Genomic DNA, 17,360 nt, shown 5'->3' with positions numbered 1-17,360 from the left:
GCTCCAAGCCGGCGCCTGCGCCGGCTTTTTCACATGGTGATCGCGCCGCCCAGGGTCTCTCCAGAGGCGTTGCGCTCCGCCAGGTAGCGCGCCGGCGGTTTGCCCACCGCCTTTCTGAACATGGTGACGAAGCCGCTGGCGCTCTCGTAGCCCAAATCCAGCGCCACCGTCTGTACGCTCTCGCCCTGCGTCAAGCGCTGCAGCGCCAGCATCACGTGCAGCTGGCGCCGCCAGTGGCCGAAGCTCATGCCCATCTGCTGTTGCAAGGTGCGGCTGAGGGAGCGTTCGCTCATGCCGATGCGCTGCGCCCACTGCCCGAGGGTGGATTTGTCCGCCGGGCTGCTCAGCATGCCTTCGGTCAACTGCCGGATGCGCGCGTCGTCGGACACCGGCAGATGCAGATTCTCGATCGGCGCGGCCGCCAACTGATCCAGCAATACCGCCGTCAGACGCCCCTCGGCGCCCTGTTCGTCGTAAAGCGGCTCAAAGGTGCTGGCCTGCAGCAGCAGCTCGCGCAGCAGCGGCGAGACCGACAGCGTGCAGCAGCTTTGCGGCAGGCCGACGGCGGCATGTTGATCGACGAACAGGCAGTAGGCCTCGGTGGAGCCGGCGCCCTGGGCGTTGTGCAACACGTTGCCCGGCATCCACAGCGCGCACTGCGGCGGCACCAGCCACAGCCCGTTTTCCACTTCGCAGCGGATCATGCCGCGCACGGTGTAGATCAGTTGCGCCTTCCGGTGGCGGTGCGGCTCGACTTCCCAATCCTGCTCGAGAGTCGAACCTTGCAGGGCAAACAGCGGGCGCGGCACCTGATCGATATCCAGACAGTGGCGGGGGATCTGTACTTTCATGAGAATAGTTCTCAATTTGGCGGAATTGAAAAGTATTATGTCCTGATTGCGCAATGCGGTCTAGCGCCGGTGCCGATAAAGTAAGCGCCAGTTCTTAAACCCTTTCGCGAGGAAACTGATTATGTCATTGGATACCGCCGACTTTCCGCTGGTGTGGATGCGCCGCAGCGGGCGCGATACCCAGGCCGAGCTGGCCGAATTCAGCGCGCTGCTGGCGCGCGCCGAGCCTTTTGTTCTGCTCACCGACCGCAGCGTCGGCGATGAAGAACAAGAACATGACCGCGATGCTCGCACCCAGGTTGCGCTGTGGAAACGTGATAACCGCGAGGCGCTGAAGCGGTGGGTGAAAGGCATGATCATGCTGGAGCCGGACGACGCCAAACGCGCGGCGGCGGAAGAATTCGCCGAATACGGCGCCAAATTCTGGGGCTATCCGGTACTGGTGGCCGCCGATGAAGCCGCAGGCCGGGTATTGGCGCAGACGTTATTGTTAAAATAAGGGGAACACCATGCACCAGCAACAGGTGATTGAACAGCTGCTGGCCTGGATCGAGCAGAGCCTGGATCAGCCGCTGACGCTGGACGACATCGCCGCCAAGTCCGGCTACTCCAAATGGCATTTGCAGCGGATGTTCAAGCAGCATACCGGCCATATTCTCGGCACCTACGCGCGCCGCAGAAGGCTGACCGCCGCCGCGCGTGAACTGCGCCTGACCGGCACCAGCGTGGCCTGCATCGCCGATACTTACCAGTTCGATTCGCAGCAGACCTTCACCCGTTGCTTCCGCAAGCAGTTCGGTCTGCCGCCGGCCAGCTATCGTCGCAGCCAGGATTGGTCGAGCTATGGGCTGCAGCCGCCGCTGCGCCTGACCGAAGCGCCATTGCCGCAGGCCGATATCGTGACGCTGCCCGCCATGCAGTTGGTGGGCCATACACAGCGCCGCAGTTTTACGCTGGGGCAACTGGCGGCCTCCAAGTGTGAGCTGCGCCGCCACGCCTGGCGGCAGTTGCTGCAGCCGCAGGCGCTGCCGGAGGTGGTATACGGTCTCACCAGTCTGGAAGTTGACCGGCGCCGCCGGGGCAGCCCGCGCATGGCCTACACCGCCGCTCTGCCGGACGAAGGGGCGCCGGGAGAACGGGTGACTATCGAGCAGGGCGAGTATGCCCGTTTCACCTACCAGGGACAGGCGGAAGGGTTACAAAACTTTATTGTCCGGCTGTATGACACCGCTATGCCGCAGATGAACGCCATTCGCCGGCCAGGGCAGGATATCGAGCGTTTCTACCCGGCGCAGGAGGGCAGTTGCCCGCTCGGCGGCGCGGCGATCCGCTGTGAATATCTGATTCCGATACGGCGGGAGGAAGCGTTGGCCGCCGCCAGCTAGGCGGCGGTTCTCGCAAAAAATCGCCGGCGTGGCGCGTCAGGTTACAAAAAATTGCGATATTACATCGGTAATGGTTCACACTTTGATTGATGTGCACATATAATGCGCATCCGGTCAAATCCCCCCTGGTTTTTCAGGCCGCAGCGCCGTCAGCTGCCGGCTGAAATTCAACGGGGCAAAGTGGCCGTAGAAACCAATACCCATAATCGCCAGTGGCCTTGACCAACACGAAGATGAAAATGAGCATTCGCGCGTTATTAACCCTGTTTACGGCACTGGTTGCATTCAGCCAGGCTGCCTTCGCCGTCGTCTACCCGCTGCCGCCAAAAGACAGCCGTTTGGTGGGCGAAAATATCCAAATCACCGTACCGGAAGACAGCAAACTGCCGCTGGAAAGCTTCGCCGCCCAGTATCAGATGGGGCTGAGCAACATGCTGGAGGCCAACCCGGGCGTGGATCCGTTCCTGCCGAAGGCCGGCAGCACCCTGACTATCCCGCAGCAGCTGATCCTGCCGGACGCGCCGCGTGAAGGCATCATCATCAACAGCGCCGAAATGCGTCTGTACTACTACCCGAAAGGCTCCAACACCGTGGTGGTGCTGCCGATCGGCATCGGCCAGCTGGGTAAAGACACCCCGCTGAACTGGACCACCACCGTGCAGCGCAAGAAAGACGGCCCAACCTGGACGCCGACCGCCAAAATGCGCGCCGAATACGCGGCTGACGGCGAGATCCTGCCTGCGGTGTTCCCGGCCGGCCCGGATAACCCGATGGGGCTGTATGCGCTGTATGTCGGCCGTCTGTATGCCATTCACGGCACCAACGCCAACTTCGGCATCGGCCTGCGCGTGAGCCACGGCTGCGTGCGTCTGCGCGCCGACGACATCAAGTACCTGTTCCAGAACGTGCCGGTCGGCACCCGCGTGCAGTTCATCAACGAACCGATGAAGGCCACCGTCGAACCGGACGGCTCGCGCTACGTGGAAGTGCACAACCCGCTGTCGGCCAACGAAGAGCAGCTGCAATCCAAGGATCCGGTGCCGTTGACCATCTCTGCGCCGGTCGGCAAAGTGCTGATGGACGCCGGCGTCAATCAGAGCGAAGTGGACGCGGCGATCAAGGCCCGTTCCGGCATGCCGGTGAAAGTGAACTGATTGCCCAGAGCTTCAGTGAACGCGATAAAAAAGACGCCTGCGGGCGTCTTTTTTTATGCTTTCAGCTTCCGCTGTTGGCGCGGTGAATTTATTGCTTCCCTATCATCGTCTTTAAAACGAAAAGCGCCGACTCATGTTGGTCTTTATTGACTCGTTCGAGATACATATTATCAATCGCGTCGGCGATGGGGCGGCTGGCTTCGAACAGCGCCTGCCCAGCAGGCGTCAGGTAAATAAATCGGCGGCGCTTATCATGCTCGCCGGCTTCCCGTTTTAATAAACCTTTTCCTTCCATGCGGCCTAGCAATTCGGCCAGCGCGGCTTTACTGCTGATCGCCGCTTCCATTAATTCGATTTGTTCAATGCCCGGCGTTTCTGAAACGGTGGCCAGAATGGAATATTGTTGTTTGCTGAGTTCAGGAAGCGATTTTTGCCATTGAGCACTATGATCCTGAAGCAGTTCGCGAATGAGGTGGAAAAAAGTATTGGCCAGCGTTCTGTTCATACATTATTCCCTGAAAGGAAAAAAGCTAACAATAATATCAATATAACAAAATAAGCCGATAAGGGATACCTGCCCGGAAAGTTGTTCGTTTACGAACGGTTACATATTGCCCACTTGTTTTATCGCTATCTCAGGACTAGATTTGATAAATCGTTCGCATACGAACTTTGTGGGGTGTTGCATGAAATTAGTGATCGCGATGACGGGCGCGACCGGGGCGCCGCTGGGTACGGCGCTGCTTCAGGCGCTAAAAGACATGGAGGGCATAGAGACGCATTTGATCTTGAGTAAGTGGGCCAAAACGACCATTGAACTCGAAACAAATTTCACCGTGCATGACGTGATGGCGATGGCCGACGTGACGCACGGTTCTGCCGATCAGGCCGCCACGATCTCTTCAGGTTCTTTTCATACGGACGGCATGATCATTATTCCCTGCAGTATGAAAACGTTAGCGGGTATTCGAGCCGGTTATGCAGAAGGGCTTATTGGCAGAGCGGCGGATGTGATTATCAAAGAAGGGCGGAAGTTGGTGTTGGTTCCCAGAGAAACGCCGTTGAGCACTATTCACTTGGAAAATATGCTCGCGCTCTCGAAATTGGGGGTGTCATTGGTTCCCCCCATGCCCGCTTATTATAACCACCCCACTCATATTGATGACGTTACCGATCATATTGTCGCACGCGTGCTGGATCAATTTGGTCTTGATCATCGCCGGGCAAAGCGCTGGGCAGGACTAAAAGAAAATAGCAAAAAAACCACTGACACCGAGGAAGGTTAAATATGGCTTATGACGATCTGCGAAGTTATTTAGCGGCGCTGGATGAGGCCGGACAATTACTCGATATTACCGAGGAGGTTCAGGCGGAACCGGATATCGCCGCGGCAGCCAACGCCACAGGCAGAATGGGTGAGGGCGCCCCCGCCATTGCATTCAGGAACATTAAAGGCTTTGAACACGCGCATGTGGTCATGAATACCATCGGGTCATGGCAGAATCACGCCATAGCCCTGGGGCTCCCGCCGGCCACGCCGGTGAAGCAGCAAATCGATGAGTATATTCGCCGCTGGGATCATTTTCCCGTCTCTGCGGAACGTCGCGATAATCCGCCCTGGGCCGAGAACGAGGTCAACGGTGAGGAGATTAATCTGTTTGAGATCCTGCCGCTGTTTCGCTTAAACGACGGCGACGGTGGATTCTACCTGGATAAGGCCTGCGTGGTTTCCCGCGATCCTGAAGATCCGACCCACTTCGGCAAGCAAAACGTCGGCATTTATCGCATGGAGGTGAAGGGCAAGCGTAAGCTGGGCCTGCAGCCCGTGCCGATGCACGACATCGCGCTGCATCTGCATAAAGCAGAAGAGCGCGGCGAGGATCTGCCTATCGCCATTACGCTGGGCAATGACCCGATCATTACGCTGATGGGGGCGACGCCGCTCAAATACGATCAGTCGGAGTATGAAATGGCCGGCGCCCTGCGTGAAAGCCCGTACCCGATAGCGACGGCCCCCTTGACCGGCTTTGATGTGCCCTGGGGTTCCGAAGTCATCATTGAAGGAGTGATTGAAGGCCGCAAGCGCGAGATTGAAGGCCCGTTCGGCGAATTTACGGGGCACTATTCCGGCGGCCGCAACATGACGGTGGTGCGCATCGATAAGGTTTCTTACCGCTCGCGGCCGATTTTCGAATCCCTGTATCTGGGCATGCCCTGGACAGAAATCGACTACCTGATGGGGCCGGCCACCTGTGTGCCGCTGTATCAGCAGTTGAAAGCCGAGTTTCCGGAAGTGCAGGCGGTTAATGCGATGTATACCCACGGGTTGCTCGTCATCATTTCCACTAAAAAGCGTTACGGCGGTTTCGCGCGCGCGGTGGGGATGCGGGTGATGACCACGCCGCATGGGCTGGGCTATGTGAAAATGGTGATCATGGTCGATGAGGATGTCGATCCCTTCAACCTGCCGCAGGTTATGTGGGCGCTGTCCGCCAAGGTCAATCCGGCCGGCGATTTGGTGCAATTGCCGAATATGTCGGTGCTGGAGTTGGATCCCGGCTCCAGCCCGGCGGGGATCACGGACAAACTCATCATTGACGCGACCACGCCGGTGGCTCCGGATACGCGCGGCCACTACAGCCAGCCCGTCAAGGATTTACCCGAAACCGCCCTGTGGGTGGATAAATTAACCGCCATGCTGGCTAACCGTCATTAAGGAGTTCCTATGATTTGTCCTCGTTGTGCCGATAAACAGATAGACGTCATGGCGCATTCACCGGTCAAGGGCGTGTGGACGGTATACCAGTGTCAACACTGCCTTTATACCTGGCGTAATACCGAACCTGTTCGCAGAACGGAACGGGAGCATTATCCGCCCGAGTTTCGCATGACTCAGCAGGATATCGATAATGCGCCGGAAGTGCCGACCATTCCCCCTCTTCTGAGGAAATGAAACCGCAGGCGGGGAAAAGCCCGCCTTTTCATGGAAATAACAATGATGAAAAATGAAGACGTCGTTCTGCTTGACGCCGCCTGGCAGCCCTGCGGGACGACGCCCAAAGATCAGGTCCACACGCGGCATACGCCGCTGCATCTGGCTTTTTCATGCTACCTGTTTACTGTCGAGGGTGCAGTGTTGGTCACCCGGCGCGCGTTGAGCAAAACCGCCTGGCCGGGGGTCTGGACCAATTCTTTTTGTGGGCATCCCCTGCCGCAAGAGGCGCTGACGCAGGCCGTTATACGTCGCGCTCAGGTTGAATTGGGCACGGAAGTCGAGCAGATAATGCTGCTGAGCGACGCCTTCAGTTATCAGGCGACCGACGTGTCCGGCATCATGGAGAATGAGGTTTGCCCGGTATTTGCCGCGTATTGTAAAGGCGCTCTCTGCGCTAATCCGGATGAAGTGGCGGATTATGTGTGGGTCGATCTCAATAACTTAATGGCGGCTGTAAAATTAACGCCATTCGCTTTCAGCCCGTGGATGGTTTCTCAATTGAATACCGGTGCGATAACATCAGGTTTGAAAAAATACAGGGATGCTATAACCATAAAGAGCGCAGCGCGCGACATTAGGGACGGTGCTGTAATAAAATAAATAGCCACCGCAAGGGTGACTATTCATTCATGTTTACAGGCTGCCGCCGACCGAGGTCGAAGTGGAGCCGATAGTCTCGCGGAAATGTTTCGCGTAGTCGGCCACTTCCTGCTGCGTATGCGTCAGGCCATAAAGACCCAGCCCCACACCGCCTGCAACGCCGCCGATAATGGTGCCGACCAATTGGCCGACCGCACCGGCAATAAAGCCGCCTGCGCCTGCGGATTTACCTGCAATCAGCGCGCCGGTCATGGCGCCGTCCAACAGCCCATCCCAGGCCGCGTTCAGATCGCCACCGCTAACGTACTGTTCTTCATATTGACTAAGTACTTTCATATACAATCCTTATAAATAAAAGGGTGACTTAGTGGGTTTAATTAAATTCTAAAATAACGCTGTAGCGCCATTTCACTTTAAAAATATAACGACTGCCATTTAATTGGCAATATTCCATTCAATGAAGGGTGTTATTTGGTTAAATATAGTCGCATTTATTTTTTGGCGAGTGTTTTAAAGAGGGGGGTTGGGAATTTTCTTGGGAAAAATAGCAGATATCGCTGGGAGGTGAGAGGCAAAGCCGCCACCGGTTGGCGCAGCTTGTCACTATTTTCACATTTATTGTCTCGTCATCCGCACGGCGTTAGGCCCACATTGCAATTATTCCATTAAAAACTATCGCTAATTAATGAGTTATATCTCCGCATTTATTGCCCGCCATTGAAAAAATTCTCGCAAAAAATCTCCGCTGTGAAAATAAGATCACACAAGCGTAACAAAAGGTAAACAAACCCCTCCTATATTGGCTGCTTCGCTTTTGGAGGGAGTGTCATGCGTAACTGGAACGAACCGAAAAAGAACAAAGCGCACATCGAACTGATCCCGATGATCGACGTGATGATGTTTTTATTGGTGTTTTTCGTCTTGATCAGCCTGAACGTCATTCCGGCGCTCGGGCTGAAAACGCAGTTGCCGTCCGCCGGCAGCGCGCAACAGCTGAAACCGCAGAAGAAAGCGATCATCACGCTGGGGGCCGACGAACAGCTGCAGCTGGATGGCCAGCCGATCGCGCTCGACGCGTTGGTCACGACGCTGAAGCAACAGCAGCAGGCCAACCAGACCACCACCATCATCGTCAACAGCGATAAAGGCGTGGCGGTCGAGCGGCTGGTGGCGGTCATGGACAACCTGCGCCAGGGCGGCTTCTTCTCCGTCTCCATCGCGACACGGAAGCTGTGACATGTATCTGCTCTATCGCTCACGTCATCTTTTCAGCTGGTTGCCGGCGCTGATTGTCGCCGGTTGCCTGCTGTTCGCCAGCCAACAGGCGGCGCTGAAGATCCAGCCGCGCTACGACGAAACCGCCATTGAACTGGCGCTGGTGGAACCTGAACCGGCGCCGGAACCCCAACCGGAAACGCCGCCGGAGCCTCAGCCCGAACCGCCGCCGCCCGAGCCGGAGCCGGAGCCGATCCCCGAACCGGTGGTGCCGGCGCCGGAACCGATCGTGGAAGCCAAGCCGGTGCCGAAACCGCAACCGAAGCCCAAACCCAAACCGGTGAAAGAGAAAGCCAAACCGGTAGAGAAACCTAAACCGACGCCGGCGCCCGCCGCACCGCGCGCGCTGGTCAGCAAGCCGGCGGCGCAGCCCGCACCGACCGCCCCGGCGGCGCCGAAGGTGAACGCGCAGGCGATAGAAAACGGCTACCTGCTGGCCTTGCGCCGTGAGCTGGAACAGCGCAAGCGCTACCCGAGCGGGCGGCAGGCCTCGCTCGAGCGCCCGCAGGGCAACGTCGAGGTGTGGCTGGAGGTCGATCGCAGCGGGCGGGTGCTCTCTTCCGGCATCGCCAACAAGGCCGCCAGCATGCTGCTGAATCGCGCGGCGATGAGCAGCCTGCAAAGCATCAGTTCAGTAAAGCCGTTCCCGAGCGAGGCGTTCGCCGGGCAAACAACCAAAAGATTTACCGCGACGTTCAATTATCAGGCGCCTTAGCGCAAGGGTTAATCGTTTGATTTTTAAGGGATGCACACAATGAAATCGTTTAATCGTTCTGGGATCTATCTGGCGGTGATGTCGGCGATGCTGCCGGGCGCCGCGCTGGCGGCCGACGCCACCGATGTCGGCACCATCAGCGTCAAGGGGCAGTCGCTCGGCGGCGGCATGATGGTGCAGGATGACAGCGCCAAGGCGCGCTCCACCGTCACCAAAGAGGCGATGAACAAAATGCCGTCGGCGGCCAACGCCATCGATAAACTGAAATACACGCCGGGCCTGAACGTCAACAGCAACGACGCCAGCGGCCTGAGCGGCGTGGACTACACCATGCGCGGCATGAACTCGGATCAGATCGGCCTGTCGATGGACGGCATCCCGATCAACGACTCCGGCAACTACGCGGTCTACCCGAACCTGCTGGGCGACGCGGAAAACCTGGAGGAGGTGTTCGTCACCCAGGGCTCCTCCGAAGCGGACGGCCCGCACATCGGCTCCAGCGGCGGCAACATCGGCCTGGTAACGCGCCGCCCGGCGAAAGACTTCGGCGGTTTCGTCAAGCAGACGCTGGGCAGCAACAGCCTGAGCAAAACCTTCGCCCGCCTGGAGACCGGCGAGTACAACGGCTTCAGCAACTGGCTCTCCTATTCGCACACCGAGGCGAAGAAATGGCGCGGCGAGGGGCGGCTGTACTCCGACAAGTTCGAGATGAATTCGCTGTATGAAGACGGCAACGGCAACAGCAGCAATCTGGTGATGAAGTACAACCGCCAGAACAACACCAACTACAACACCCTGAGCAAGGCGCAGTTCCAAAACGACGGCCGTGACACCGATTATGTCACCTCGCCGGAGTACAACAGCAAAGGGCAGTTGAACAAGTATTACAAGATTGAACGCAACCCGTTCGAGAACTTTACGCTGTCGTTCACCCAGAAACTGCAGCTGCGCGACAACCTGTCGCTGACCCTGCAGCCGTATTACTACTGGGGCAACGGCGGCAGCTTCAACGGCCAGACGGCGTCGGTATTGTCCAGCACGTCGGACAGAGCCGGGCAGTATGACCTCAGCAACCTGCAGTCCAACACCTATTACCGCCCGTCGTGGACCCAGACCTGGCGACCGGGCATCACCACCAAGCTGAAATGGGACATTAACGATCAGCACAGCCTGGATATCGGCTACTGGTATGAACGCGCGCGCCAACTGCAGACTCAGCCGTTCATCAGCATCAAGGGCGACGGCAACCCGTCACAGATTTGGGGGAAACCCGGCGGTTCCGATCAGGTGAAGGACGCCAACGGCAACACCGTGCAGGGGCGCAACCAGTACACCATCACCCCGGCACAGAAAGTGTGGCTGCAGGACACCTGGTTTGCCACGCCGGACTGGACCTTCGTCGGCGGCCTGGCCTATCAGTACGTGGAGCGTAAAGGGGACAACCGCGGCAGCCTGTACAACGTGCCGGAGAAGCGCAAAGCCACCTATCACGAATTCCTGCCGAACTTCAGCGCCAGCTATAAGGTGAACCAGGAAAACCAGGTGTTCTACAACCTGACGCGCAACATGCGCACGCCGCCCAACTACGTGCTGTACAACGTCGGCGACTCGCTCAGCACCAAGCCGGAGCTGAGCTGGAACCACGAACTGGGCTGGCGTTTCCAGCAAGAGGACATGCTGCTGAGCGCCACGCTGTTCTACATGCGCTACAGCGATCGCCAGATCTCCACCACCAACGCGGCCGGCGACTACGAGATGATGAACATCGGCAACGTGGAGAACAAAGGGCTGGAGCTGGAGTGGAGCGGCCAACTGCCGCATAACTTCAATTACTACACTTCCTATACCTATACCCAATCGAAGCAGAAGAGCGACATCGTCAGCAACGGCGGGCAGCCGCTGCCGACCTCCGGCAAAGAGGTGCCGAACGTGCCGAAAAACCTGCTGAACATGACGTTGGGTTATGACGACGGCCTGTACTACGGCAGCGTCAGCGGCAAGTACGTCAGCGCGTTCTATGGCGATCTGACCAACGACGAGAAGATCGGCGGGCGCACGGTGTTCGATCTGGCGGCGGGGGTGCATCTGCCGGTGGACAAGAAAATCGTCAAAAGCGCCGCGCTGCGTTTTGGCATCAGCAACCTGTTTGACAAGGAATACCTGACCTCGGTGCGCACCACCACCTTCAACGCGGCGCCCTACGGCGGCGTGAAGGCCAGCACCCCGTATTACAACGTCGGCGAAGAACGCACCTTCAGCGTCTCGCTGGAAGCCACCTTTTAACTGAACGCCCCGCTGCCTGCCGGGCGGCGGGGAAGAGGAGCCCTGTATGGATGCCAATCTGTTGCACGACATTATTTTCTACGTGATGTACGCCGCGCTGGCGATTGCGCTGGTGATCATCATCGAACGCACGCTGTACTTCGCCTATACCCAGCGCCAGGCGCGCCGGCTGGAGCAAGCGCTGACGCCGGAGGTGCGCCGCGCGGCCGATCTGCCGGACGCGCTGACCCAGCGCAACAGCCTGCCGATGGCGGTGATCGCGCCGGTGCTGGCGCAGAAACACCGCGCCGGCGATCGCGAGGCGATCGGCGATCTGATCGACGCCCAGTACTTGCTGAGCAAGCCACCGATGGCGCGCGGCCTGTGGCTGCTGGAAACCGTGGTCACCGCTGCGCCGTTGCTGGGGCTGCTGGGCACGGTGATGGGGATCATCGAAACCTTCAAGGCGCTGGCCGCTTCGGGCGTCTCCGAGCCGAGCCTGGTGTCGGCCGGGATGGGCACCGCGCTGTACGCCACTGGTCTCGGCATCGCCATCGCGCTGCTGTGCCTGGTGGCCAACAACTTCCTGCAGAGCCGCATGGAGCGCATCAACGAGCTGCTGAAGGTGCTGCTGATCCGCGCCGGTCAACCGGCCAGCCGCCCGGAGAGCGGCAGCGGCGAACAATGGGTTGACAGCGGGGCGCCGCGCTATGCCTAATGGCCATCCAACACGGCGGCCGTTCGGCCGCCTTTATACGGCATTGTGGAGCGGTTGTTTGTTGATGTTGAGCCAGAGCGCTGCGGCGCGTTTTGCGATTCCCGGTTACGAGCTGGTGTATACCGCACCGGTAGAAACCGCGCTGCAGGCCGACGACCTGCGCAACACCGCCGAGGTGTGGCGCGAGATGTTCGACGCGGCGAAAACCCGCATCGATCTGGGGCAGTTCTACGTGGCGAATCAGGACGGCTCCTTGCTGGACGGCGTGCTGCAGCGCCTGAAGGCGGCCGGTGAGCGCGGGGTGAAAATCCGCTTCCTGCTGGAGGAGAAAGGCATCCGCAACTCCACCGCCGAGACGCTGGAACAGCTGAAGGCGATCCCCAATCTGGAGCTGCGCATCATTCCTTACCAGAAGCTGAGCGGCGGCATCCTGCACGCCAAGTATCTGCTGGTGGACGGCGAACAGGCGTTTGTCGGCAGCCAGAACTTCGACTGGCGCGCGCTGGAGCATATTCACGAAACCGGGCTGCGCATCAGCGACGCCAAGGTGGTGGGGCAAATTCAGGCGATCTTCGAACAGGACTGGCAGGCGCAGGCGCTGCTGGCGCAGGATAAGCCGGTGCCGGCGCTGCCCGATTCGCCGCCGACCGCGCCCCCGCAGGACAACTATCTGGTGGCCAGCCCGCGCGCCTACAATCCGGCGGGCGTGCTCGATTCGCAGGCCGAGCTGCCGCGCCTGCTGGCCGACGCCAAACGGCGGGTGCGGGTGCAGGTGATGGACTACGCGCCGCTGTCGTTTGGCCCGGAGCGCAGCCGCCCCTTCTATGCGGTGATCGACAATGCGCTGCGCAGCGCAGCGGCGCGCGGCGTGCAGATCGAGCTGATGGTGGCCAACTGGAACACCAAAAAGCCGGATATCGCCTGGCTGAAGAGCCTGGCGCTGGTGCCGAACGTGCAGATCAAGGTGGTGACCATTCCGCCGGCCAGCAGCGGCTTCATCCCGTTTGCCCGCGTGATCCACAGCAAGCTGATGACCATCGATGATGAGATTGCCTGGGTGGGCACCAGCAACTGGACCGGCGGCTATCTGGACAACTCGCGCAATCTGGAACTGGTGCTGCACAGCGCGGCGATGAGCGGGCGGTTGGACCAGCTGTACCAACAGCTGTGGAACAGCGTCTATGCCGAACCGTTAAAGCTGGATTACGATTACCCGACGCCCAAGCCGGGCGGCGAATCCTGATTATCAGGGCGTGGCTACCCCCGCGCCCCGCGTTGTTTACCGCCGCCAGCCGGCCTTCTCCAGCGCCGTCACCAGCTGTTCGGCGCTCAACCCTTCCGCCCGATGGCCGTTGCCGCTGACGGTATTGGCCGCCAGCAGCGCATTGACGATCGCCTCCTCCACCGCTTCCGCCGCCGCCGCGAACAGCGCCGAAATGTAGTCATTGTTCACCATGCGCAGCGGCGTGGTGAAAGCGCCTTTATTGGCGTAGTCGGCGGGCGGCAGGCCGTCGTTGCCGGTGGCGAAGGCGATAAAGATATCGCCGCTCGAATCCTCGGTGCCGCCGCCGGTGCGGGCGATGCCGATGCTGGCGCGCTGCGCCAGCCGCGCGCACTGGTGCGGCAGCAGCGGCGCGTCGGTGGCCAGCGCCACGACGATGGAGCCCATGCCGGGATGCGGCAACTGCGGCGTGAACGGCGAGGGGATATGCCCCAGGTGGCGGCCCACCGGATAACCGCCCACCAGCAGCGACTCGCGCTTGCCGTGGTTGGCCTGCACGATGGCGCCCACCGTCCAGCCGCCCTGATCGGCGGGCAAGCGGCGCGATGCGGTGCCGCTGCCGCCCTTGAACTCATGACAGATCATGCCGCTGCCGCCGCCGACCGCGCCTTCCTGCGGCAAGCCGCCACGGGCCGCCTGCTGCGCCTGGCGCACGTGCTCGGCCTTGACGTGAAAGCCGTTGATGTCGTTGAGCAGACCATCGAAGGTTTCCATCACCACCGGCATATTCCAGTACACCGCGTTGTCGCTCGCGGGCAGCGCTTCGCGTTCCAGCGCGATCAGCGCATCGCGCACTACCCCCACGCTGTGGGTGTTGGTGAAGGCGATCGGGCTGGTCAGCAGCCCCGCTTCGCGCACCCATTCCAGGCCGGTGGCGTCGCCGTTGCCGTTCAGCACGTGCACGCCGGCGAAGCAGGGGGCGTGGCGGGCGGAGCCGGGGCGCGGTTCGATCACCGTCACGCCGGTGCGCACGCTGCGCCCGTCCGCCAAATCGGCATGAAGGCTGGCATGGCCGACGCGCACGCCGGGCACGTCGGTGATGGCGTTCAGCGGGCCGGGCGTGCCCTGGCCGATGGTGATGCCCAGATCCTGAGCGCGCTGCGTCATGGTTATTCTCCTTCTATTGAGGGGGCGGCGAGGGGCGCCGTCTGGCGGCCGCGCAGATGGTTCAGCGCCAGCCCGAAGCCGATGATGCCGGCAATGATAATAAAGTCTTTCAGGCTGCTGGCGATCAAAATCGTCCACAGCACGTACAGGCAGCACAGCAGCGCCGCCAGCACCGGCAGCGGCCACAGCGGCATCAGGTACGGGTGATGGAAGTGGCGGCGACGGCGGCTGATCAGCGCCGCCACCGCCATGATGATGTACACCAGCAGCAGCAGGATCACGGTGAACGAGGTCAGCGATTCGAGATCGGAGCAAAACGCCAGCAGCGCCGAGGGCACGCCGAACAGCAGGGTGGCGATCCAGGGGGTGCCGAAACGCGGGTGGATGATTTTCAGCGCGCGGTTGAACGCCGGCAGCCAGAAGCCGTCGCGCCCGCTGGCGAACATCATGCGGCTGAACTGCGCCACGATGGCGATAATGGCGTTGAACACCGACAGATAAATCGCGCCGCTCACCACCCGCGCCAGCGTCGGGCCGCCGAGCTGGGTGACCACATAGCCGACCGGGTCGGCCTGTTTGGCCATCTCCGCCAGCGACGGCGAGCCGATCAGCAGGGCGGTGAACGGCACCAGCTCCACCAGCACCACGATGACCAGCGTCAGCATGATCGCGACCGCCATCGGTTTGCCCTGTTCGCGCATGTCTTCCGCCATGTACACCGCTGCGCCGTAGCCGTTGTAGGAGAACAGCGCGACCCCGACCATGGCGACGATCAGCGGCAGCGACACCGGCGCCAGGCTGCCTTGCGCGTCCAGCATCACCGGCGCGGTGAGGATCTCTGCGCTTTGATGCGGATGGCTGAAACCGAGCCAGGCGATCAGCGCCAGCACCGCCACTTCCACCACCAGAAAGGCGCCGGTCAGCAGGGCGTTGGCCTTGATGTTGAAAATGGCGCAGGCGCCGCCGATCAGCACGGTGATCATGCCGGCGGTGGAGGCGTCGAATGAGGTGCCCAGCGCGGTATTCAGATAGGGCACGGCGCCGGTGGCCAGCACCGCCGGCACGAACAGCGCGGCGCTGAGAATAAACAGATAGGTCTGCAACCCGCACAGGGTGCCGAACAGGCGTTTGATGATGCTGTATTCGCCGCCGGCGCTGGGGTGCGCGGCGCCGAGCTCGGCATAGCACAGCGCGATGGTGGCGGCGACGCAGGCGGCGATCAGAAATGACAGAAAGGCGCCGCTGCCGGCGCTGGCGATCGCCAGCGGCGCGATGACGAAGATCGAACTGGCCGGCGTCACGCCGGACGCGGTAATCATCACCACGTCGAGGACGCTGAGATTGCCTTTGAAGGTGTGTTCAGGGGCGGACTCTTGCATGGTTAACGACTCCATTAACGTGTGAGTGAGTAATTGTTTTGCTGCACAGGCTGTACGCAGAAATCAAATGGAGCGCGCGAAATGCCGGGGAGCGTTGCTCCCCGGAAGTTTATTGTTCTTATGTGTTACCCCTGCCCCGACGGGAAGCTGAAGCTGGCGCGGCGGGCGTCGCCGGAGGCCGGCCAGCGCTGGGTCACGGTTTTGCGTTTGGTGTAGAACCTGACGGCGTCCGGGCCGTAGGCGTGCAGATCGCCAAACAGCGAGCGCTTCCAGCCGCCGAACGAGTGGTAGGCCACCGGCACCGGCAGCGCCACGTTGATCCCCACCATGCCGACCTGAATGCGGCTGGAGAAGTAGCGCGCCGCTTCGCCGTCGCGGGTGAACAGGCAGGTGCCGTTGCCGTATTCGTGGGCGTCGATCAAGGCCATCGCCTCCTGCAGCGACGCCGCGCGTACCACGCCGAGCACCGGGCCGAAGATCTCTTCCTGATAGATGCGCATGCCGGGCGTCACGCGGTCGAACAGCGTTGGGCCGAGGAAATACCCCTGGCTGGGGCGGCCGTCGGCGCCGATCACGCGCAGTTCGCGGCCGTCCACCAGCAGCTCGGCGCCTTCGGCCACGCCCTGATCGATATAGCCTTTCACCTTCTGATAATGCTGTTGAGTCACCAGCGGCCCCATGTCGTTGCGGTTGTCGCTGCCGGGGCCGACGCGCATGGCGGCCATCTGTTGCCGCAGCCCGGCGATCAGCGCGTCGGCGGTGCCGTCGCCCACCGCGACCACCAGCGGAATGGCCATGCAGCGCTGGCCGCAGGAGCCGAACGCCGCGCCCATCAGCGCGCCGACCGCGCCGGGGATATCGGCGTCCGGCAGCACCACCGCGTGGTTTTTGGCGCCGCCCAGCGCCTGCACCCGTTTGTTCTGGCCGCAGCCGGTGTGATAGATGTGTTCCGCGACCGGCGTCGAACCGACGAAGCTTATCGCCTTCACGCGCCCGTCATGCAGCAGCGTCTCCACCGCTTCGCGATCGCCGTTGACCACGTTGAGCACGCCCGGCGGCAGCCCGGCCTCCGCCGCCAGCCGCGCGATATACAGCGCGGCGGAGGGCACGCGCTCGGAAGGCTTCAGCACGAAGGTATTGCCGCAGGCCACCGCCATCGGCCACATCCACAGCGGCACCATCGCCGGGAAGTTGAACGGCGTGATGCCTGCCACCACCCCGAGCGGTTGAAACTCGCTCCAGCTGTCGATGCCCGGACCCGCCTCTTTGCTGTGTTCGCCCTTCAGCAGTTCCGGCACATAGCCGGCGTATTCGATATTCTCGATGCCGCGCTGCAGTTCGCCCAGGGCGTCGCTGAGCACTTTGCCGTGCTCGGCGGTGATCAATTGGCAGACGGCGTCGGCATGCTGCTCCAGCAGATCCTTGAGCTTCATCATGATGCGCGCGCGTTTCAGCGGCGGGGTATCGCGCCAGGCGGGATAGGCCTGTTCGGCGGCGGCGATGGCGCGCTCCACCGTGGCGCGGTCGGCCAGCTGCACCTCCTGCGCCGATTGGCCGGTGGCCGGGTCGTAAACCGGCTGGCTGCGTTCGCCGCCGGCGGCGGGCTCGCCGTTGATCCAATGGGTAATGGTCATGGT

17 protein-coding genes and 1 pseudogene are annotated in these 17,360 nt (G+C 61.0%); 12 read left to right on the top strand and 6 right to left on the bottom strand.

Annotated features, from left to right (window positions below; all coding sequences use genetic code 11):
* Positions 1–29: 29 nt before the first annotated feature.
* The gene (locus tag ACMGF9_RS20965; RefSeq protein WP_021504183.1) at positions 30–851 is read right to left on the bottom strand and encodes an AraC family transcriptional regulator; all 822 of its coding nucleotides are present in this window, start codon (positions 849–851) and stop codon (positions 30–32) included.
* 121 nt (positions 852–972) lie between these two features.
* Here ACMGF9_RS20965 and ACMGF9_RS20960 point away from each other — a divergent pair, with 121 nt between their 5' ends.
* The 3 genes and pseudogenes from ACMGF9_RS20960 to ACMGF9_RS20950 all read left to right on the top strand — a co-directional run.
* Entirely contained in the window at positions 973–1,350 is a 378-nt protein-coding gene (locus tag ACMGF9_RS20960) for a hypothetical protein (RefSeq protein ID WP_414160393.1), read from the top strand.
* Positions 1,351–1,360: 10 nt separating this feature from the next.
* Positions 1,361–2,236 carry a helix-turn-helix domain-containing protein gene (locus ACMGF9_RS20955; protein WP_033631697.1) on the top strand — a complete coding sequence of 292 codons (876 nt, stop codon included), beginning with the start codon at positions 1,361–1,363 and terminating at the stop codon, positions 2,234–2,236.
* 233 nt (positions 2,237–2,469) lie between these two features.
* Positions 2,470–3,387: pseudogene (locus ACMGF9_RS20950) on the top strand (L,D-transpeptidase family protein); the annotation flags it as partial.
* 91 nt (positions 3,388–3,478) lie between these two features.
* On the opposite strand, the gene ACMGF9_RS20945 reads toward ACMGF9_RS20950, so the two are convergent.
* Positions 3,479–3,895, bottom strand: a complete 417-nt coding sequence (locus ACMGF9_RS20945) for a MarR family winged helix-turn-helix transcriptional regulator (protein ID WP_004933256.1) — start codon at positions 3,893–3,895, stop codon at positions 3,479–3,481.
* Between the two features lie 181 nt (positions 3,896–4,076).
* Between ACMGF9_RS20945 and ACMGF9_RS20940 the strand changes: the two genes are divergently transcribed.
* From ACMGF9_RS20940 to idi, 4 genes are read left to right on the top strand one after another with little or no spacing between them, the layout of a single operon-like run.
* Positions 4,077–4,676, top strand: a complete 600-nt coding sequence (locus ACMGF9_RS20940) for a non-oxidative hydroxyarylic acid decarboxylases subunit B (protein ID WP_004933254.1) — start codon at positions 4,077–4,079, stop codon at positions 4,674–4,676.
* A gap of 2 nt (positions 4,677–4,678) precedes the next feature.
* Positions 4,679–6,106 (top strand): non-oxidative hydroxyarylic acid decarboxylases subunit C, encoded by a 1,428-nt coding sequence (locus ACMGF9_RS20935; RefSeq protein ID WP_261438440.1) that lies wholly within the window; start codon positions 4,679–4,681, stop codon positions 6,104–6,106.
* Between the two features lie 9 nt (positions 6,107–6,115).
* Positions 6,116–6,343: a non-oxidative hydroxyarylic acid decarboxylases subunit D gene (locus tag ACMGF9_RS20930; RefSeq protein ID WP_075685827.1), complete on the top strand. Its 228-nt coding sequence runs from the start codon at positions 6,116–6,118 to the stop codon at positions 6,341–6,343.
* Positions 6,344–6,385: 42 nt separating this feature from the next.
* Complete coding sequence (idi, locus tag ACMGF9_RS20925; protein ID WP_414160392.1) at positions 6,386–6,985, top strand: isopentenyl-diphosphate Delta-isomerase; 600 nt, start codon at positions 6,386–6,388, stop codon at positions 6,983–6,985.
* 33 nt (positions 6,986–7,018) lie between these two features.
* Here the strand turns inward: idi and ACMGF9_RS20920 are convergent, their stop codons facing one another.
* Complete coding sequence (locus ACMGF9_RS20920; RefSeq protein ID WP_004933246.1) at positions 7,019–7,321, bottom strand: hypothetical protein; 303 nt, start codon at positions 7,319–7,321, stop codon at positions 7,019–7,021.
* Between the two features lie 492 nt (positions 7,322–7,813).
* Here ACMGF9_RS20920 and ACMGF9_RS20915 point away from each other — a divergent pair, with 492 nt between their 5' ends.
* Genes ACMGF9_RS20915 through ACMGF9_RS20895 form a run of 5 tightly spaced genes read left to right on the top strand, consistent with a single transcriptional unit; the run spans position 7,814 to position 13,198 of the window.
* Positions 7,814–8,221: an ExbD/TolR family protein gene (locus ACMGF9_RS20915; protein WP_021504179.1), complete on the top strand. Its 408-nt coding sequence runs from the start codon at positions 7,814–7,816 to the stop codon at positions 8,219–8,221.
* Position 8,222: 1 nt separating this feature from the next.
* Positions 8,223–8,975: an energy transducer TonB gene (locus ACMGF9_RS20910; RefSeq protein WP_047569479.1), complete on the top strand. Its 753-nt coding sequence runs from the start codon at positions 8,223–8,225 to the stop codon at positions 8,973–8,975.
* A 39-nt stretch (positions 8,976–9,014) separates the two neighbouring features.
* Positions 9,015–11,258, top strand: coding sequence for a TonB-dependent receptor family protein (locus ACMGF9_RS20905; protein WP_118892473.1), 2,244 nt, complete (start codon positions 9,015–9,017; stop codon positions 11,256–11,258).
* A 46-nt stretch (positions 11,259–11,304) separates the two neighbouring features.
* Positions 11,305–11,955, top strand: coding sequence for a MotA/TolQ/ExbB proton channel family protein (locus ACMGF9_RS20900; RefSeq protein WP_016929215.1), 651 nt, complete (start codon positions 11,305–11,307; stop codon positions 11,953–11,955).
* Positions 11,948–13,198, top strand: coding sequence for a phospholipase D-like domain-containing protein (locus tag ACMGF9_RS20895; RefSeq protein WP_261438441.1), 1,251 nt, complete (start codon positions 11,948–11,950; stop codon positions 13,196–13,198). The genes ACMGF9_RS20900 and ACMGF9_RS20895 overlap by 8 nt, the downstream gene beginning before the upstream one ends.
* 36 nt (positions 13,199–13,234) lie before the next feature.
* On the opposite strand, the gene ACMGF9_RS20890 is transcribed toward ACMGF9_RS20895, so the two are convergent.
* From ACMGF9_RS20890 to ACMGF9_RS20880, 3 genes are all read right to left on the bottom strand, one after another.
* Positions 13,235–14,344: a P1 family peptidase gene (locus ACMGF9_RS20890; RefSeq protein ID WP_118892471.1), complete on the bottom strand. Its 1,110-nt coding sequence runs from the start codon at positions 14,342–14,344 to the stop codon at positions 13,235–13,237.
* A 2-nt stretch (positions 14,345–14,346) separates the two neighbouring features.
* Complete coding sequence (locus ACMGF9_RS20885) at positions 14,347–15,723, bottom strand: APC family permease (RefSeq protein ID WP_015376511.1); 1,377 nt, start codon at positions 15,721–15,723, stop codon at positions 14,347–14,349.
* A gap of 125 nt (positions 15,724–15,848) precedes the next feature.
* Positions 15,849–17,357, bottom strand: coding sequence for a CoA-acylating methylmalonate-semialdehyde dehydrogenase (locus ACMGF9_RS20880; RefSeq protein WP_099981763.1), 1,509 nt, complete (start codon positions 17,355–17,357; stop codon positions 15,849–15,851).
* Between the last annotated feature and the right edge of the window lie 3 nt (positions 17,358–17,360).

The sequence above is a fragment of the Serratia sp. BNK-23 genome, from assembly GCF_047456145.1.
Lineage (GTDB): Bacteria > Pseudomonadota > Gammaproteobacteria > Enterobacterales > Enterobacteriaceae > Serratia > Serratia nematodiphila.
The sequence above is the reverse complement of the archived record's forward strand: the minus strand, read 5'-3'. Positions and strand labels throughout refer to the sequence as shown.

Coding starts and splice junctions, on each gene's coding strand:
- ACMGF9_RS20965 (WP_021504183.1), bottom strand. CDS start 851: ATGAAAGTACAGATCCCCCGCCACTGTCTGGATATCGATCAGGTGCCG.
- ACMGF9_RS20960 (WP_414160393.1), top strand. CDS start 973: ATGTCATTGGATACCGCCGACTTTCCGCTGGTGTGGATGCGCCGCAGC.
- ACMGF9_RS20955 (WP_033631697.1), top strand. CDS start 1,361: ATGCACCAGCAACAGGTGATTGAACAGCTGCTGGCCTGGATCGAGCAG.
- ACMGF9_RS20945 (WP_004933256.1), bottom strand. CDS start 3,895: ATGAACAGAACGCTGGCCAATACTTTTTTCCACCTCATTCGCGAACTG.
- ACMGF9_RS20940 (WP_004933254.1), top strand. CDS start 4,077: ATGAAATTAGTGATCGCGATGACGGGCGCGACCGGGGCGCCGCTGGGT.
- ACMGF9_RS20935 (WP_261438440.1), top strand. CDS start 4,679: ATGGCTTATGACGATCTGCGAAGTTATTTAGCGGCGCTGGATGAGGCC.
- ACMGF9_RS20930 (WP_075685827.1), top strand. CDS start 6,116: ATGATTTGTCCTCGTTGTGCCGATAAACAGATAGACGTCATGGCGCAT.
- idi (WP_414160392.1), top strand. CDS start 6,386: ATGATGAAAAATGAAGACGTCGTTCTGCTTGACGCCGCCTGGCAGCCC.
- ACMGF9_RS20920 (WP_004933246.1), bottom strand. CDS start 7,321: ATGAAAGTACTTAGTCAATATGAAGAACAGTACGTTAGCGGTGGCGAT.
- ACMGF9_RS20915 (WP_021504179.1), top strand. CDS start 7,814: ATGCGTAACTGGAACGAACCGAAAAAGAACAAAGCGCACATCGAACTG.
- ACMGF9_RS20910 (WP_047569479.1), top strand. CDS start 8,223: ATGTATCTGCTCTATCGCTCACGTCATCTTTTCAGCTGGTTGCCGGCG.
- ACMGF9_RS20905 (WP_118892473.1), top strand. CDS start 9,015: ATGAAATCGTTTAATCGTTCTGGGATCTATCTGGCGGTGATGTCGGCG.
- ACMGF9_RS20900 (WP_016929215.1), top strand. CDS start 11,305: ATGGATGCCAATCTGTTGCACGACATTATTTTCTACGTGATGTACGCC.
- ACMGF9_RS20895 (WP_261438441.1), top strand. CDS start 11,948: ATGCCTAATGGCCATCCAACACGGCGGCCGTTCGGCCGCCTTTATACG.
- ACMGF9_RS20890 (WP_118892471.1), bottom strand. CDS start 14,344: ATGACGCAGCGCGCTCAGGATCTGGGCATCACCATCGGCCAGGGCACG.
- ACMGF9_RS20885 (WP_015376511.1), bottom strand. CDS start 15,723: ATGCAAGAGTCCGCCCCTGAACACACCTTCAAAGGCAATCTCAGCGTC.
- ACMGF9_RS20880 (WP_099981763.1), bottom strand. CDS start 17,357: ATGACCATTACCCATTGGATCAACGGCGAGCCCGCCGCCGGCGGCGAA.